The sequence below is a fragment of the Sanguibacter massiliensis genome (assembly GCF_900240335.1).
Taxonomy (GTDB): Bacteria; Actinomycetota; Actinomycetes; order Actinomycetales; family Cellulomonadaceae; genus Flavimobilis; species Flavimobilis massiliensis.
The window spans coordinates 2,280,483-2,296,256 of sequence record NZ_LT964979.1 but is presented as its reverse complement, the minus strand read 5'-3'; the positions used below and the strand labels follow the sequence as shown (position 1 = coordinate 2,296,256).

General features: G+C 72.1%; 13 protein-coding genes and 1 riboswitch. Of the genes, 4 read left to right on the top strand and 9 right to left on the bottom strand.

Features of this window, described 5'->3' with window-relative positions:
- Positions 1-10: 10 nt before the first annotated feature.
- Together pyrE and C1729_RS10650 are read right to left on the bottom strand one after the other, a co-directional pair.
- Complete coding sequence (pyrE, locus tag C1729_RS10655; protein ID WP_102509923.1) at positions 11-595, bottom strand: orotate phosphoribosyltransferase; 585 nt, start codon at positions 593-595, stop codon at positions 11-13.
- A gap of 136 nt (positions 596-731) precedes the next feature.
- Positions 732-1,487, bottom strand: coding sequence for an SDR family NAD(P)-dependent oxidoreductase (locus tag C1729_RS10650; RefSeq protein WP_102509922.1), 756 nt, complete (start codon positions 1,485-1,487; stop codon positions 732-734).
- Positions 1,488-1,687: 200 nt separating this feature from the next.
- On the opposite strand from C1729_RS10650, the gene C1729_RS10645 reads away from it, so the two are divergent.
- The 3 genes from C1729_RS10645 to C1729_RS10635 all read left to right on the top strand — a co-directional run bounded on the left by C1729_RS10645 (position 1,688) and on the right by C1729_RS10635 (position 4,544).
- Positions 1,688-2,482: an exodeoxyribonuclease III gene (locus tag C1729_RS10645; protein WP_102509921.1), complete on the top strand. Its 795-nt coding sequence runs from the start codon at positions 1,688-1,690 to the stop codon at positions 2,480-2,482.
- Complete coding sequence (locus C1729_RS10640) at positions 2,479-3,279, top strand: hypothetical protein (RefSeq protein ID WP_102509920.1); 801 nt, start codon at positions 2,479-2,481, stop codon at positions 3,277-3,279. Before C1729_RS10645 ends, C1729_RS10640 begins: the two co-directional genes overlap by 4 nt.
- A 245-nt stretch (positions 3,280-3,524) precedes the next feature.
- Positions 3,525-3,676: riboswitch (cyclic di-AMP (ydaO/yuaA leader) on the top strand.
- Position 3,677: 1 nt separating this feature from the next.
- Entirely contained in the window at positions 3,678-4,544 is an 867-nt protein-coding gene (locus tag C1729_RS10635) for a C40 family peptidase (RefSeq protein WP_242493794.1), read from the top strand.
- A gap of 489 nt (positions 4,545-5,033) precedes the next feature.
- On the opposite strand, the gene clpB is transcribed toward C1729_RS10635, so the two are convergent.
- Positions 5,034-7,643, bottom strand: a complete 2,610-nt coding sequence (clpB, locus tag C1729_RS10625) for an ATP-dependent chaperone ClpB (protein WP_102509918.1) — start codon at positions 7,641-7,643, stop codon at positions 5,034-5,036.
- Positions 7,644-7,782: 139 nt separating this feature from the next.
- On the opposite strand from clpB, the gene C1729_RS10620 reads away from it, so the two are divergent.
- Positions 7,783-8,784, top strand: a complete 1,002-nt coding sequence (locus C1729_RS10620) for an alpha/beta hydrolase (RefSeq protein ID WP_102509917.1) — start codon at positions 7,783-7,785, stop codon at positions 8,782-8,784.
- A gap of 37 nt (positions 8,785-8,821) precedes the next feature.
- Here the strand turns inward: C1729_RS10620 and mnhG are convergent, their stop codons facing one another.
- From mnhG to C1729_RS10590, 6 genes are read right to left on the bottom strand one after another with little or no spacing between them, the layout of a single operon-like run.
- Entirely contained in the window at positions 8,822-9,322 is a 501-nt protein-coding gene (gene mnhG / locus C1729_RS10615; protein WP_102509916.1) for a monovalent cation/H(+) antiporter subunit G, read from the bottom strand.
- A complete protein-coding gene (locus C1729_RS10610) occupies positions 9,322-9,732 on the bottom strand; it encodes an MrpF/PhaF family protein (protein ID WP_102509915.1) in 411 nt (136 codons plus the stop codon). Before C1729_RS10610 ends, mnhG begins: the two co-directional genes overlap by 1 nt.
- Positions 9,729-10,370, bottom strand: coding sequence for a Na+/H+ antiporter subunit E (locus C1729_RS10605; RefSeq protein WP_102509914.1), 642 nt, complete (start codon positions 10,368-10,370; stop codon positions 9,729-9,731). The genes C1729_RS10610 and C1729_RS10605 overlap by 4 nt, the downstream gene beginning before the upstream one ends.
- Positions 10,367-11,980, bottom strand: coding sequence for a Na+/H+ antiporter subunit D (locus tag C1729_RS10600; RefSeq protein WP_102509913.1), 1,614 nt, complete (start codon positions 11,978-11,980; stop codon positions 10,367-10,369). Before C1729_RS10600 ends, C1729_RS10605 begins: the two co-directional genes overlap by 4 nt.
- Positions 11,977-12,516 (bottom strand): Na(+)/H(+) antiporter subunit C, encoded by a 540-nt coding sequence (locus C1729_RS10595; protein ID WP_242493793.1) that lies wholly within the window; start codon positions 12,514-12,516, stop codon positions 11,977-11,979. Before C1729_RS10595 ends, C1729_RS10600 begins: the two co-directional genes overlap by 4 nt.
- Positions 12,513-15,581 (bottom strand): Na+/H+ antiporter subunit A, encoded by a 3,069-nt coding sequence (locus tag C1729_RS10590; protein ID WP_422917659.1) that lies wholly within the window; start codon positions 15,579-15,581, stop codon positions 12,513-12,515. Before C1729_RS10590 ends, C1729_RS10595 begins: the two co-directional genes overlap by 4 nt.
- Between the last annotated feature and the right edge of the window lie 193 nt (positions 15,582-15,774).

Sequence of the window (15,774 nt, the reverse complement as noted above, 5' to 3'; positions counted from 1 at the left end):
TCAGGCTCGCTCAGGCGAGGCCGAGGTCGTCGAGCCCGTAGAGGTAGAGGTAGGAGAGGCCCGCGGCCTCGATCTTCTCGCGCGCACCCGTGCCGCGGTCGACGATGACGGCGACGCCGACGACGTCCGCCCCGGCCTCCCGCAGCGCCTCGACGGCCGTGAGCACCGAACCACCGGTCGTTGAGGTGTCCTCGACCGCGACGACCTTGCGGCCGGCGACGTCGGGGCCCTCGATGCGGCGCTGCATACCGTGCGCCTTGCCCTCCTTGCGGACGACGAACGCGTCGAGGTCCTGCCCGCGCGACGCCGCTGCGTGAAGAAGAGCGCCCGCGACGGGGTCGGCGCCAAGCGTGAGGCCGCCGACCGCGTCGATCTCGGCCGGGCCGAGCCCGGCTTCCTCGAGCGCATCGAGCAGCACGTGACCGACGAGCGGCGCGGCACGGTGGTGGAGCGTCACGCGGCGCAGGTCGACGTAGTAGTCGGCCTCCTTGCCGGACGCGAGCGTCACCTTGCCGTGGACGACGGCAAGCTCCTTGACGAGATCGCGCAGCTGCTCGCGCGGGGACGGGGACAGGACGGCGTCGAAGTCGGTCACAGGCCCACCTTAACGATCCCGGGATACCCGCGCCGGTGCGTTCCGCGAGATAGCACTCCTCCGTCGAGATAGCGCGTGAGGCACGCTATCTCGTCCGAGGGGCGCTGTCTCGCGGGCCCGAAGACCAGCCCGGACGTCACAGCCCCGCGCGTTTCGTCAGCGTGCGTATCGCGCTGCGCGGGAGGTGGCGCGCGACGCTCGTCGCGACGCGGTAGCGCAGCGACGGGACCGAGACGACGGCGCCGCGGCGCACGTCCGCGAGCGCGACCCGCACGACGTCGGCGCGGTCGAGCCAGAACCATCCGGGGCCGAGCCGCTTGAACCCCGCGCGGGCGTGGAACTCCGTGCGGGTGAGGCCCGGGCACAGCGCGGTCGCGGTGACGCCGGTCCCGTCGAGCTCGACCGCGAGCCCCTCGGTGAACGTCAGCACCCAGGCTTTCGCGGCGGAGTACGTGCCGCTCACGGTGTGCGCCGCGACCGACGAGACGTTGAGGATCGCGCCTCGGCCCCGGGCCGTCATGGCGCGGGCGGCGGCGTGCGAGAGCGCCTGGACGGCGCGCACCATGACGTCGAGCAGCGCGTCCTGCGCGTCGAGGTCGGAGCGCGTGAAGCGCTCATGGACCGTGTAGCCGGCGTTGTTGACGAGCAGGCCGACGGGGCGTTCGTCGTCCCCGAGCCGTGCGACGACGCGCGCGACATCCTCGCGGTCGGCGAGATCCGCGGGGAGCACCTCGACGTGGACGCCGGCTGCGGCACGCAGCCTCACTGCGAGGGCCTCGAGCCGAGCCTCGTCGCGTGCGACGAGCACGAGGTCGTGCTTCGCCGTCGCGAGCTGCCACGCGAACTCCTCGCCGAGGCCTGCGCTCGCCCCGGTCACCAGTGCGGTTCCCATGCACCCCACCCTACGGCGACCCCACCCCTCCCGACTCGTAGGTCCCCAGCACCGTTCGATGGTGCTCAACACCTACAAGTCACCCCGGCCTTCCGACTCGTAGGTCCCCAGCACCGTTCGATGGTGCTCAACACCTACAAGTCACCCCGGCCCCCCGACTCGTAGCGGCCCCGCACACTTCGAATGGGTAGCCTCGGGGTATGCGTATCGCGACGTGGAACATTAACTCGATCCGGGCGCGCGCCGACCGCGCGCTGGCCTTCCTCGAGCGGGAGGACGTCGACGTCCTCGCGCTGCAGGAGACCAAGTGCAAGGACGTCCAGTTCCCGCGCGAGGCCTTCGAGGCTGCGGGCTACGAGATCGCGACGTTCGGCTTCTCGCAGTGGAACGGCGTCGCGATCCTCTCGCGCGTCGGCCTCGAGGACGTCACGGCGGGCTTCGACGGGCAGCCAGAGTTCGGGGAGACGCCCGCGGTCGAGGCGCGTGCGCTCGGTGCGACGTGCGGCGGTGTGCGCGTGTGGAGCCTCTACGTGCCGCACGGTCGCGCGCTCGACAACCCCCACTACGCGTACAAGCTCACGTGGCTCGCGCGTCTGCGCGAGCTCGCCGGCACGTGGGCGGACGCCGGGGACAAGGTTGCACTCGTCGGCGACTGGAACGTCGTGCCGCTCGACTCGGACGTGTGGGACGTCGCCGCGTTCGAAGGCCAGACGCACGTCTCGGAGCCGGAGCGCGAGGCGTTCCGTGCGTTCGCGGAGGCCGGGTACACGGAGGTCTCGCGGCAGTTCCTGCCCGACGAGCACCGCTACACCTACTGGGACTACCAGCAGCTGCGTTTCCCCCGCAACGAGGGCATGCGCATCGACTTCGCGTACACCTCGCCTGCGCTCACGCCGCTCGTCACGGACGTGCGCATCGACCGCGACGAGCGCCGCGGCAAGGGCGCGTCGGACCACGTGCCCGTCATCGTCGACATCGACGCGTCGGCGCTGTGAGCGCGTCCGTCCCGCCGCCGGCGGAGCCCGGCCCGGGTTCCGAGGGCTCCCCGGCGCCGCTCTTCGCCTCGCCCGACGGTCCGGCGCCCGCCGCGCCCGACCCGTGGTCGCTCCCGGTGCCGGCCGCGCCGCCGCCTGTCGTGCCCGAGTCCGAGCGGCTCGTCGGCTACGCGCCGCAGACCCACCTCGCCGACGGGTGGGACCCGCGCGCGCTCGGCACGCTCGCGCTGCCCGCGGCCCGAGCCCCCCGCGAGAGGCTCGCGGTCCCCGCGTTCGTCCTCGCGTGGGTGCTCGCCCCGGTCGGGGCCGTCCTCGGTGTCGTCGCGGCGGTCCGTGCGCGACGCACGCGTCGCCGTGGCATCGGCCTCGCGGTCGCGGCCGTCGTCGTCGGGCTCACCGTGAGCGTCGTCGTACCGACCGTCGTGCTGCCGTCGTCAGGGGCGTGGGCGCGCGCCGTGGGCGCGACCGCGCCCCTCGGCGACGTCACGCTTCCCACGGGCGCGTACGCACGGCAGCTCCGGGACGGGCACTGCCTCGGGTCGCTGCCCGACGGGAACGTCCGGCGCGTGACGGTCGTGCCGTGCGACGGCCCGCACGCGGCGACGGTCGTCGCGGTCGTGCCGTTGCGCGGCAGCACGTGGCCGGGCGACGACGAGGTGCTGCGCGTGGTCGAGACCCGGTGCCGCGTCACGGCGCCGTCGGGCACGGACGTTGTCGCGCTCACGCCGACGGCTGCAGGGTGGCGCGCGGGCGACCGCAGCGGCTTGTGCCTCGCAAGAGCCGCCACCGGCACGTGAAGAGAGCGTGAAGGCGTGTGACGGGGAGCACGCACCCCACAGTCCGACGCCACGACCGCTGACCTGCACCGCCACCCCAGCAACCGCACGAAACCGGACCGGAAGACGATGTGAAGGGCGTGCGCAACGTCGTGACCTGCCCGTGACACCACGCAGAACCGCAACCTAGCGTCGTTGACGCCCGCCACCACTCTCCCGGTGCGCGGGTGCCGTCCCGGACGCCGAGCGCTGCCGCCGGGAACGGCTCATCCTCATCCCACGGCAGCGACGGGGGACCCACCTTCGGCCGAGCACCATCCGGCCTCGGGGTGAAGCCGCCGGACGTCACAGCGTCCAGCGGCCGGGCAGAACCTCAGCCCGAACCCGACAGCTCACCTCGCAGGCGTCGAGAGGTTCACATGTCTGTCCGTCCGACGGACGTCATGCACGAGACCGCGCCCACCGCCGGCTCGTCGACGTCCACGCCCGCACGCCCCCGCAAGGCCCGCCGCACCGCCGCGACCCTCGTCGCCGCACTCGGGCTCGGCCTCGTCCCCGCCGTCGGCACCGCCACGGCCCACGCCGCACCGGCAATGACCGGCACCACCAGCACGAGCCCTGTCGCGGCCAAGGCCACCACCACGGCCCGCACGTCCCTCACCGTCAAGCGGTCGACCGCGACGACGTACGAGGGTCGCCAGGGCGCCGGCCTGTCCATCCGGCTCCGCAACGCCGACGAGCCCGTCGACGGCCGCGTGAAGATCTACGACGGCCGCAAGCTCCTCCGGACGCTCACCGCGTCCGACCGCAACGACGACGGCCGCCTCACCCTCAGCTACCGCCTGCCGAAGAAGCTCAAGGTCGGCAAGCACACGATCACCCTGAAGTTCCTTCCCGCCTCGTCGACCGACGCGTCAACCGCCAAGCGCACGACGAAGGTCCGCGTCCGCTCCGAGGGCGACCTCGTCGTCCGCACCGCGAAGCGCTACGTCGGCACCCCGTACCGCCTCGGCGGCACGACCCCGCGCGGCTTCGACTGCTCCGGCTTCACGAGCTACGTCTACAAGAAGGCCGGCGTCGCCAAGCTTCCCCGGGCATCCTCCGCCCAACGCGGGTCGGGCAAGGTCGTCTCCCGCAAGAACGCCCGCCCCGGCGACCTCATCTGGACCCCGGGCCACGTCGCGATCTACATCGGGAACGGCAAGCAGATCGATGCTCCGCGACCGGGCAAGAGCATCAAGGTGCGGTCGATCTGGCAGTCGAACCCCACGTTCCTCCGCGTCTGACCCACCACAAGCCGCGCGTGCGCCCACCTTCCCCCGGGTGGGCGCACGCGTGTCCGTCACACGGCCCTAGGTGGGACCCACTGGGACGAAGACATCCCTTCGCAGGTCACGGACGTGAAGACATGGTGAGTAGTTCCTCCAAGCAGCAGGGCCTGGGCGGTGCGTTCTTCTGGTCGCTCGACGGTGACACGAAGGACGGCGAGCTCATCTCGGCGCTCTCCAACGGTCTCAAGTGGTCGAGACCCACTGACAGGTACGGACCGCCGGCGCTCCCCGGCCCGGCGGCCCGTACCCATCACGTCGAAGCCCCCGTCCTCCGTCAGCAGGGAGGGCGGGGGCTTCGACGTTTCACTCCGACTCGTAGGGTCCCAGCACCGTTCGATGGTGCTACAGACCTACAAGTCGAACCCCTAAGACGACTCGTAGGTGCTGAGCACCATCGAATGGTGCTCAGCACCTACGAGTCGCGCCTGACGCTCGGGGTGGGCGTCAGGACGTGCGGACCGTGAGGCCTGCCGCGTCGTCCGCGCGGTCGACCGTCACCGTGTCGCCGTCCGCGACCTCGCCCGCGAGGACGAGTCGCGCGAGTCGGTCACCGATCTCCCGCTGGACGAGCCGGCGCAGCGGCCGCGCCCCGTATGCCGGGTCGAAGCCCTCGAGCGCGAGCCACTCCCGGGCCGAGTCCGTCACCTCGAGGCCCAGGCGCCGCTCCGTGAGCCGGTCGGCGAGCGCCCGCACCTGGAGGTCAACGATCCGCCCGAGCTCGTCGACGCTCAGCGGGTCGAAGACCACGACGTCGTCGAGCCGGTTGAGGAACTCCGGCTTGAAGTGAGCGCGCACGGCCGCCATAACGGCCTCGTGCTTCGCTTCGTCGGAGACTGTCGGGTCAACGAGCGCGTGCGAGCCGAGGTTCGACGTCATGACGAGGATGACGTTGCGGAAGTCGACCGTGCGCCCCTGACCGTCGGTGAGCCGACCGTCGTCGAGGACCTGCAGGAGGAGGTCGAAGACCTCCGGGTGCGCCTTCTCGACCTCGTCGAGCAGGACGACCGAGTACGGGCGCCGCCGCACCGCCTCCGTGAGCTGGCCACCCTCCTCGTAGCCGACGTAGCCGGGAGGGGCGCCGACGAGGCGCGCGACCGAGTGCTTCTCGCCGTACTCGGACATGTCGATGCGCACCATGGCGTGCTCGTCGTCGAAGAGGAAGTCGGCGAGCGCCTTCGCGAGCTCGGTCTTGCCGACGCCCGTCGGGCCGAGGAAGAGGAACGAGCCCGTGGGCCGGTCCGGGTCGGAGATGCCGGCGCGGGCGCGGCGCACCGCGTCCGCGACGGCCTCGACGGCCTTCGTCTGGCCGATGACCCGCGCGCCGATCGTCTGCTCCATGCTGAGGAGCTTCTCGCCCTCGCCCTGGAGCAACCTTCCTGCGGGGATGCCGGTCCACGCGGCGACGACCTCGGCGATCTCCGCTGCGTCGACCTTCTCGCCGACGAGGCGCTGCGGACGGTCAGCGTCGTCATCGCTCGCGGCCTGGGTCTGCTCGGAGGCCTCGAGCTCTGCGATCTCCTTCTCGATCGCGGGGATCTCTCCGTACTTGAGGCGGCCGAACGTCGCGAGATCGCCGTCGTTCTCGGCGCGCAGCGCGGCGGCTTCCTTCTCGGCGAGGCGCTTCTTGAGGTCGCCGACGCGGTTGACGCCGCCCTTCTCGGCCTCCCAGCGAGCGGTGAGCGCGGCGAGCTCCTCCTGGCGGTCGGCCCGCTGCGCGGCGAGCTCGTGGGCGCGTTCGAGGTCCTCGGCCGCGCCGGACTCCTTGAGCGCGAGGATCTCGGCGTCGAGGCGTCGCACGACGCGCTGCAGCGTGTCGATCTCAACCGGCGAGGAGTCCATCTCCATGCGGAGGCGGCTCGCGGCCTCGTCGACGAGGTCAATGGCCTTGTCGGGGAGCTGGCGGCCCGTGATGTAGCGGTGGGAGAGTCGCGCGGCGGCGACGAGTGCGCCGTCGGAGATCGTCACGCCGTGGTGCGCCTCGTAGCGAGACTTGAGGCCGCGGAGGATCGCGACGGTGTCGTCGACCGACGGCTCCCCGACGTAGACCTGCTGGAAGCGTCGTTCGAGCGCGGGGTCCTTCTCGATGTGCTCGCGGTACTCGTCGAGCGTCGTCGCGCCGACGAGGCGCAGCTCGCCGCGGGCGAGCATGGGCTTGAGCATGTTGCCCGCGTCCATCGCGCCCTCGGAACCGCCGCCGGCGCCGACGACGGTGTGGAGCTCGTCGATGAACGTCACGACCTCGCCGTCGGAGTCCTTGATCTCCTGGAGCACGGCCTTGAGGCGCTCCTCGAACTCGCCGCGGTACTTGGCGCCCGCGACCATCGCGGCGATGTCGAGCGCGACGAGCTTCTTGCCCTGGAGGGAGGTGGGGACGTCGCCCGCGACGATGCGCTGGGCGAGGCCCTCGACGACGGCCGTCTTGCCGACGCCGGGCTCGCCGATGAGGACGGGGTTGTTCTTGGTGCGGCGCGAGAGGACCTGGACGACGCGGCGAATCTCGGAGTCGCGGCCGATGACGGGGTCGAGACGGCCCTCGCGGGCCTGCTCGGTGAGGTCGACGCCGTACTTCTCGAGGGTCTTGTAGGTGCCCTCGGGGTTGGCGGACGTCACGGGCCCGGTGCCGCGGACGGCGGGCAGGGCCGCGCGGAGGGCGTCGGGGGTCGCGCCGGACTCGCGCAGGGCGGCGGCCGCCGCCGAGTCGACGGTCGCGAGGGCGAGGAGCAGGATCTCGGCGGAGATGTACTCGTCGCCGTGGGCCGCCGACTCCTTCTTCGCTGCCTCGAGCACGTTGCCGAGGGCACGTGAGGCGGTGGGCTCGGCGACGGAGCCTCCCTGGGACGACGGGAGCGAGGCGAGCGCGGTGCGGGTGCGGCGGCCGACATCCTTGAGGTCGACGTGCGCGGCGCCAAGGAGCGCGACAGCAAGACCTTCGGGCTGCTCGAGGAGGGCGCCGAGGAGGTGGAGCGGTTCGATCTGGGGGTTGCCGGCGGCGGCGGCCGCGCGGATGGCGTCGCCGATCGCCTGCTGCGACGCTGCGGTGAAGTTGGACTCCATGAGGTCTCCTCTCGGGTCGGGGTGGTCCTGCCGGAACAACCTCGTCAGACTTGAGTCTATTCCGCTCAACTTTGATGCACCACCCTGCGGAAGCGGCAGGTTCCTCTCGTCGCCGAGGCCAGCGGTGCGATGATCAAGCATGACGTTCTTCCCCACGGGCGCGCCCGCGCCGCGCGCCACCGGATCCTGGCACCCCGACGTCCTCGGCGAGGGCTGGGAGCAGCGCACCCTCCACCTCGGCACGGACGACGAAGGACCTGTCGACGTCACGCTCGTGCGTCTCACCCGCGGCCCGCGCCGCGACCGCGCCGTCCTCTACGTCCACGGCTTCGTCGACTACTTCTTCCAGACGCACGTCGGCGAGGCGCTCGACGCCGCCGGCTGGGACTTCTACGCGGTCGACCTCCGCCGCTACGGCCGCTCACTGCGCCCCGGGCAGACCGCGAACCTCGTCGACGACCTCGCCGTCCACGCCGAGGACCTCGACGCCGCGCTCGCCGTCGTCCGCGACGACGAGCACCACGACCGCATCGCCGTGCTCGGTCACTCGACGGGCGGGCTCGTCGCGTCGCTGTGGGCGAACGCACGCCCCGGGCGCATCGACGCGCTCGTGCTCAACAGCCCGTGGCTCGAGCTCAACGACACCGCGTTCATGCGCACCGTCGGCACGCAGGCCCTGCGGGTCCTCGGGAGGGTCGCGCCGCGCACCGTCGTCGGACATCTCGCACCCCACTACGGGCGCGCGCTCCACACGAGCACAGGCGGCGAGTGGGACTACGACCTCGCGTGGAAGCCCATCGAAGGCTTCCCCGTCCGCGCCCGCTGGATCGCGTCGGTGCGCCGCGCGCACGCGCGCGTCGCGCGCGGGCTCGACGTCACCTGCCCGGTGCTCGTGCTGACGTCCGATGCGACGGGCGACCACGTTGACGACCATCCCGACGTGCTGACGACCGATTCGGTGCTGTCCGTCGAGCAGACCGCGGCCCTCGCGCCCGGGCTCGGCACCGACGTCACGTACGAGCAGATCCCGGACGGCGCACACGACCTTGCGCTCTCCCCGGAGCCTGCGCGCTCGCAGTACCTCGCGCGGGTCGTCGGGTGGCTCGACGAGATCGTGCCACCGGGGACGCAGGCACCGTAAGGGCGAAAGGCGGCTGCCCGGACGTCCGACCGGCCCCTCAGGCGTCGCGCGGACCGGCGTCCTGCGCGTCGGAGTCCGCACGACCCGCGTCCGGCCGCGGGTCCGCGGGACGCTCCTCGTCGTGCGCCTCGTGGACGGCTTCGTCGACGAGTTCCGCCGCGAGCCGCGCGATGCCCGCCTGGTCGGCGATGAGTGCCGCCTCCTGGACGTCGGCCGTGAGCTCGTCCATGACGAGCAGATCCGTGCGCACCTTGCCGGTCCTGTACCCCGCGCGACCCACCATGTGCGCCGAGACGGGCGCCGTGAGCATCTGGAACAGCACGACGAGCAACACGACGAAGGCCCCGCGCCACGTGCGCAGCTGCAGCTCGAGGCCGAGCAGCACGAGCATGAGCCCGAGCACCTGTGGCTTCGTCGCCGCGTGCATGCGCGCGAGCAGGTCCGGGAACCGCAGGACGCCGACGCCCGCCGCGAACGAGAGGAACGCGCCACCGAGCATGAGCACGCCCGAGAGGACGTCGAGGATCGTGTCGAGCATCAGCGCGTCCCTCCCTGGTGCGTCGTGTCGTCGGGCTCCGCGTCGAGCTCCGCGACCCGCTCGACCGCGCGGTCCTCGGCCTCCTCGACGAGACGGCGCTGGGCGTCCTCCGCCTCGACCTCCTCGCGCGACCGGATGCGCCGGTCGTCGTCGGACTCCGTCGCAGCGAACCGTGCGATCGTCACCGACCCCACGAAGCCCACCATCGCGAGTACGACGAGGATTGGCAGGGTGTCCGTCCGCTTGTTCCACGCGGCCTCGAGCGCGATGACCGCGACGAGCGTCGCCGTGAGGACGTCGAGCGCGATCGTGCGGTCAAGCATCGACGGGCCCCGCTCGATGCGGACGACGGCGAGCGCAGCTCCGACGAGCAGCATGGCCGCGGACACGGCGACGACGACGGGGCTCATGCGTCCTCCCCCGGGGGTGCGGGCGCGGCCTCGGACGAGTGCGCGGGTGCGGGTGCCGCGGCCTTCGCGGGCCGCCGCACCGACCAGCGGCGCGGCACGACGAGCCCGGCCCGTTCGAGCTCCTCGTCCGATGCGAGCGCGTGCAGCACGTGCTCCTCGAGGTCGAGGACGTCCTGCCGGACCTTCTCCTCGCCGCCCGACGCCGCAAGGTCGAGCACGTGGAGGTAGATCATGCCGGTGATGCGCTGCGCCTCGACGACGAGCGTCCCCGGGACGAGCGTCGAGAGCTCCGCGGTCACGGTGAGGTAGAGGTCGGCAGGGTTGCGCAGCCGCACGCCGACGACGGCGCCGCGCACCTGCGTCCGCGGTGACAGCGCCTGCCACGCGACCTGGAACGACGCGACGACGAGCGAGCCCAGGAAGAACCCGGCGAGCCGCAGCAGGTGCCACGGCCGAATCCTGATCGGCAGGCCCATCGCAGGCAGCGGGAACACGAGCGTCACGATGATGCCGATGGCGAGGCCGCCGAGGACGTTCGCCCACGTGATCTCGCCCCAGAGGAACGTCCACACGGCCGTGAGCCACAGGATCGTCGGCCACTGGGTGACGAGTGCCCGGCGCCGTGCGTGCGGGTTCATCCAGTCACCTCCGTCGAGCTCTCGGCGGGGGTCGGCGAGGGAGTGCCGTCGTCGGGGACGTCGGGCAGGACGGTGCCGCCGTCCGGCACGACGTCGTTCGACGTGCCCTCGCCCCGGCCGTCCGGGCCGAGCACCGCAGCCGTGTAGGGCGTGCGGGCGCGCAGCGTCTCCGCCGCCCGGCCCGCGTAGTCGAACAGCGGCCCGGCCGCGACCGTGAGCGAGAGGCCGAACACGACGAGCGCGAGCGTCGCCCCGACCATGCCCGACGGCAGTCGCTGCGGCCGGATCTCCTGCGGCGGCGTCTGCCAGAACGCCTTGTTCCACGCCTTGACGATCGCGTAGAGCGTGAGGAGCGACGTCACGAGCCCCCCGCCCACGAGCAGGTATCCAAGCGGGGTGCCGAGCTGCACCGCGCCCTGGAGCAGCCCGACCTTGCCGAGGAAGCCCGACAGCGGCGGGATGCCCGCGAGGTTCATCGCTGGAACGAAGAAGAGGATCGCGAGCAGCGGCGCGATCTTCGCGAGACCGCCGAGCCGCGCGAGGGACGTCGTCCCGCCGATACGTTCCATGAGCCCGACGACGAGGAACAGCGTCGTCTGCACCGTGATGTGGTGGACGACGTAGAAGACGGTCGCGGTGAGGCCCGCCTGCGAGGACAGCGCGATGCCGAGCACCATGTAGCCGATGTGGCTGACGAGCGTGAACGACAGGAGTCGTTTGATGTCGTCCTGCGCGACCGCGCCGAGGATCCCGACGAGCATCGTGAGGAGCGCGGCGACGAGCAGCACGTCGTCGAGCCGGTCGTCCGGGAAGAGCAGCGTCTGCGTGCGGATGATCGCGTAGATGCCGACCTTCGTGAGGAGGCCCGCGAAGACCGCGGTGACCGGCGCGGGTGCCGTCGGGTAGGAGTCCGGGAGCCACGCCGACAGCGGGAAGATCGCCGCCTTGATGCCGAACGCGAGCATGAGGAGGATCTCGAGGACGAGGCGCGTCGTCGCGTCGATCTCGGGGAGCCGCTCCGCGAGCTGCGCGAGGTTCACCGTGCCCGTCGCCGCGTAGATCATCGCGAGTGCGACGAGGAAGAGCGCCGAGGACACAAGGGACACGACGACGTAGATCGTGCCCGCCCGGATGCGCGAGCCCGTCCCGCCGAGCGTGAGCAGCACGTAGGACGCCGCGAGGAGGATCTCGAAGCCGACGTAGAGGTTGAAGAGGTCGCCCGTGAGGAACGCGTTCGAGACGCCCGCGGCGAGAACGAGGTACGTCGGGTGGTAGATCGCGACGGGTGCCTCGTCGTCGCCGTCAGCGATGCCCTGCCCGAGCGAGTAGAGGAAGACGCACAGCAGCACGAGCGACGACACCGTCACCATGAGCGCCGAGAGCCGGTCCGCGACGAGGACGATGCCGACGGGCGCAGCCCAGCCGCCGACGTCGACGACGACCGGTCCGGCGTCCGCTGCGACGATGAGACCGACACCGACCGCGAGCATGAGCGCGAGGACGACGACGGTGATGATGCGCTGGGCGCGCGTGTGCTTCCACAGGGCGAGCGCGAGGCCCGCGCCGAAGAGCGGCAGCATGACGGGCAGCGGGACGAGGGCAGAGGTCATGCGTCACCTCCCTCGGGCGTGCCGGGCGTTGCGGCGGTGTCGGACGGGGCGGCGGGCACGGTGTGTTCCTCGTCGTCGTGGATCGTCTCGTCGCGCGTCGCCGCGGCGTCCTCGTCGAGGGTCTCGCCCGAGTCCGCGGAGTCCGCGTCCTCGTACGCGGGTGCGTTCGCGGCGGCCTTGCGGGCGACGCGACGGTCCTCGAGGTCGTCCTGCACCTCGTCGTGGCCGTTGAGCTGCCACGAGCGGTACGCCATCGACATGACGAAGCCGACCATGCCGAGCGCGATGACGATCGCGGTGAGGACCATCGCCTGGGGCAGCGGGTCGCTCATCTCCGAGGGCTCGGCCGAGCCGATGATCGGCGCCTTGCCAGCGCGGCCCGAGGCGACCATGAAGAGTAGGTTGACGCCGTTGCCGAGCATGAGGACGCCGAGCAGCACGCGGGAGAGCGACCGCTCGAGCAGGAGGTAGACGCCCGAGGCGACGAGCACGCCGATGACGACGACGAGCGCGAGGGAGGGGGTCATGTCGATCATCGCGAGCCTCCGTCCGTGCGGTGCGGGCGCAGGCCGGCGGCGTCGAGCGCCTTGCGGACCGCGCGTGCGTCGTCGAGGACCGCGGCCGCGCCGTACGTGCCGTCCTGCTCACGCGGCGCCGTGTCCGTCTGCCGGTCGATCTCCGCGCCGAGCGAGCGCAGGATGTCGAGGACGAGCCCGATGACGACGAGGAACACCCCAAGATCGAAGAACACGGACGTCACGAGCTTGACGTGCCCGAGCAGCGGCAGGTCCGTCTGGATGATGAAGCTCTGCAGCGGCTCGCCGCCGAAGAGCACGGGCACGAGCCCGACGCCGACGGAGAGGAACAGGCCCGTGCCGAGGAGGAGGCCCGGGTGGATGGGCGCGGCCTCGCCGAGCTCGTACCGACCCGCGGCGAGGTACCGGATGATGATCGCGATGCCCGTGACGAGCCCGGCCGCGAATCCGCCGCCGGGTGCGTTGTGCCCCGAGAACAGCAGGAAAGCGGCGAAGACGATCATCGAGTGGAAGAGCAGGCGCGTCGCAACCTCGAAGACGACCGAGCGTCGCTGCGGTGCGAGCGTGCGTCCGCCGCGCAGCCACACCCCTGCGCGCGCGGCGCGGTCGAGGAGGGCCTGCGGTGCGGTGCCGCGCAGCTGGGGGACGCGCGGCAGCCGGCCGAGCGCCTCGTCGACCTGCTGCGGCACGAGTGCCCCGACGCCCGCGGCGGCCCGCGGCGCGCGCAGGATCTCACCGCTGCGGCGACGCAGGAAGACGAGGCTCGCGACGCCCGTCGCGGCGACGAGGAGCACGGAGATCTCGCCCATCGTGTCCCAGGCGCGCGTGTCGACGAGGACGACGTTGACGATGTTCTTGCCGCCGCCGTAGACGTAGACCTCCTCCGGGAAGTCGACGGAGACGGGCTCGTGGATGCGCGCGCCCGGCACGGTGAGCGCCATCGCGGCGACGGTGAGTCCGACGGCGATCGCGATGCCGAGCCGCACGAAGCGCGAGCTCGCGAGCGGCCGGTCGGAGAAGTACGCGGGCAGGCGCCGCAGCGCGAGCACGAAGACGACGAGCGTGATCGTCTCGACGAGCACCTGCGTGAGCGCGAGGTCCGGCGCGCCGTGGAGCATGAAGAGCACGGCCGTGCCGTAGCCCGTGACGCCGACGAGGAGGACGGCCTTGAGCCGCCGTCGGGCCCGCGCCGCGAGCACCGCGGCGACCGCCGTCACCCCGGCGACGAGCACCTGGCCGGGGTTCGACGCGAGCACGACCTGCTCGGGCCACGCGCCGTCGGCGACGAGCACTCCCCCGACGGCGATGACGAGCGTGCCGAGGATGATGCCGAGGTAGAGGGGCAGCGAGCCACGCTGCGTCACCGAGGTGACGTCGGCCGCGACCTCGTCGAGGCGACGCATGAAGCGTCGGTAGACGCGCTCGGCCTCGGGGATGTGCGGCATGCGCGACTGGAGGGCCTCGACGCGGCGGCGGGCGACGAACAGCAGCGTGCCCGCGACGACGATCGCGACGGTGCTCCAGAACGCGGGACCGACGCCGCCCCACAGCGTGAGGTGCCCCGCCTCGCCCGCCGGGTAGAGCGCGGCGTGCGGCGCGAGGAGGTTCTCGCCGAGGTGCGGGACGAGCGCGGCCGCGAGCCCGAGGACCGCGAGGAGCAGCGGCGGCCACACGAGGAGGCTCGGTTGCGCGTGGATCTGCTCGGGGTCGATCTGGGTGACGTCGACCTCGGCCGGGGGTGCCTCCCCGGGTGCGACGGGCCGCGGCGCGGGCGCCGGGCACGGCGCCTTCGACGCGAATGCGCCCCACCAGAAGCGCAGGCCGTACGCGAAGGTGAGCATCGAGCCGACGACGACGGCCGCGAGGAGGACCACCGACACCCACGGGTCCGCACCCGGGACCCCGTCGTGGACGAGCGACTCGAGCGCCCCCTCCTTCGCGACGTAGCCCGCAAGCGGCGGCAGGCCGATCATCGACGCGATGGCGAGGCCGCCGGCCGTCGCGGCGAGCGGCAGGCGTCGGCCGACGCCCGTGAGGCGCCGCAGGTCACGCGTGCCGGTCGCGGCGTCGACGACGCCGGTGACGAGGAACAGCGCGGCCTTGAACATCGCGTGCGCGCCGATCATCGCGAGGCCCGCGAGCGCCGCCGACCTCGTGCCGAGGCCGACGAGCAGGATGATGAACCCGAGCTGGGAGACGGTGCCGAACGCGAGGACGAGCTTGAGGTCGTTCTGCCGCAGCGCCCGGTAGCCGCCGAGCAGGAGCGTGCCCGCGCCGAGGACGATGACGGTGACCCGCCACGCGTCGAGGTCGGCGAAGCCGGGGGCGAGGCGCGCGACGAGGTAGACGCCCGCCTTCACCATGGCGGCGGCGTGGAGGTACGCCGAGACGGGCGTCGGCGCGGCCATCGCGCCCGGCAGCCAGAAGTGGAACGGCAGGAGCGCGGACTTCGTCACGGCACCGACGAGCATGAGGACGACGGCGACGGTGACGAGCGTGCCGGTGGGCGGTGCAGCGAGCACCTCCGAGAGCAGGTACGTGCCCGCAGTCTCGCCGAGGACGACGATGCCGCCGAGCATCGCGAGCCCGCCGAACGTCGTGACGACGATCGCCTGCATCGCGGCGCGACGTGAGGACTTGCGGTCCGCGTAGTGGCCGATGAGCAGGTAGGAGAAGACGGTCGTCAGCTCCCAGAAGACGAAGAGGAGCAGCATGTCGTCGGCCGTGACGAGACCAACCATCGCGCCCGCGAAGGCCGTGAGGACGGCCGCGAAGCGCCCGGTGCCGCGGGCGTTCGCGGAGAAGTACGACGAGCAGTACACGAGGACGACCGCGCCGACGCCACCCGAGATGAGCAGGAGGAACCACGAGAGGGTGTCCATGCGGAAGACGAGGTCGAGGCCGAGCGCGTCGATCCACGGCGTGACGCTCACGGGGTGCTCGCCGCGCATGACGCGGCTCGTCAACGTGAGCGCGTAGACGGCGGCGGACGCGGGGGCGAGCGCGAGGACGAGGAACGCCCGGCGGCCGAGGAACCTCACGAGCGCGGGCGCAGCAAGGGCCATCGCGAGGTGGGCGATGAGCAGCTGCGGCACGTCCGTATCCGTCCGTCGGGGCGGGAGGCGGTCGGCCCCCCGGCCGCGACGCACGAGGGCCGCCCGCCGGAGAACTTCCTCAGAGTTTACCCACCGCAGCCCTGCCCGAGGGGCCTGCGTGGTGTGGCACATGCCATGTTCGCTCCTGGGAAAAGTTGCGAAC

What these genes read in the sequence shown, in the direction of transcription:
- C1729_RS10610 (WP_102509915.1), bottom strand. Translation starts at nt 9,732, where the DNA reads ATGAGCCCCGTCGTCGTCGCCGTGTCCGCGGCCATGCTGCTCGTCGGA.
- C1729_RS10620 (WP_102509917.1), top strand. Translation starts at nt 7,783, where the DNA reads ATGACGTTCTTCCCCACGGGCGCGCCCGCGCCGCGCGCCACCGGATCC.
- clpB (WP_102509918.1), bottom strand. Translation starts at nt 7,643, where the DNA reads ATGGAGTCCAACTTCACCGCAGCGTCGCAGCAGGCGATCGGCGACGCC.
- C1729_RS10635 (WP_242493794.1), top strand. Translation starts at nt 3,678, where the DNA reads ATGTCTGTCCGTCCGACGGACGTCATGCACGAGACCGCGCCCACCGCC.
- C1729_RS10650 (WP_102509922.1), bottom strand. Translation starts at nt 1,487, where the DNA reads ATGGGAACCGCACTGGTGACCGGGGCGAGCGCAGGCCTCGGCGAGGAG.
- C1729_RS10600 (WP_102509913.1), bottom strand. Translation starts at nt 11,980, where the DNA reads ATGACCTCTGCCCTCGTCCCGCTGCCCGTCATGCTGCCGCTCTTCGGC.
- C1729_RS10605 (WP_102509914.1), bottom strand. Translation starts at nt 10,370, where the DNA reads ATGAACCCGCACGCACGGCGCCGGGCACTCGTCACCCAGTGGCCGACG.
- mnhG (WP_102509916.1), bottom strand. Translation starts at nt 9,322, where the DNA reads ATGCTCGACACGATCCTCGACGTCCTCTCGGGCGTGCTCATGCTCGGT.
- C1729_RS10590 (WP_422917659.1), bottom strand. Translation starts at nt 15,581, where the DNA reads ATGGCCCTTGCTGCGCCCGCGCTCGTGAGGTTCCTCGGCCGCCGGGCG.
- C1729_RS10645 (WP_102509921.1), top strand. Translation starts at nt 1,688, where the DNA reads ATGCGTATCGCGACGTGGAACATTAACTCGATCCGGGCGCGCGCCGAC.
- C1729_RS10595 (WP_242493793.1), bottom strand. Translation starts at nt 12,516, where the DNA reads ATGATCGACATGACCCCCTCCCTCGCGCTCGTCGTCGTCATCGGCGTG.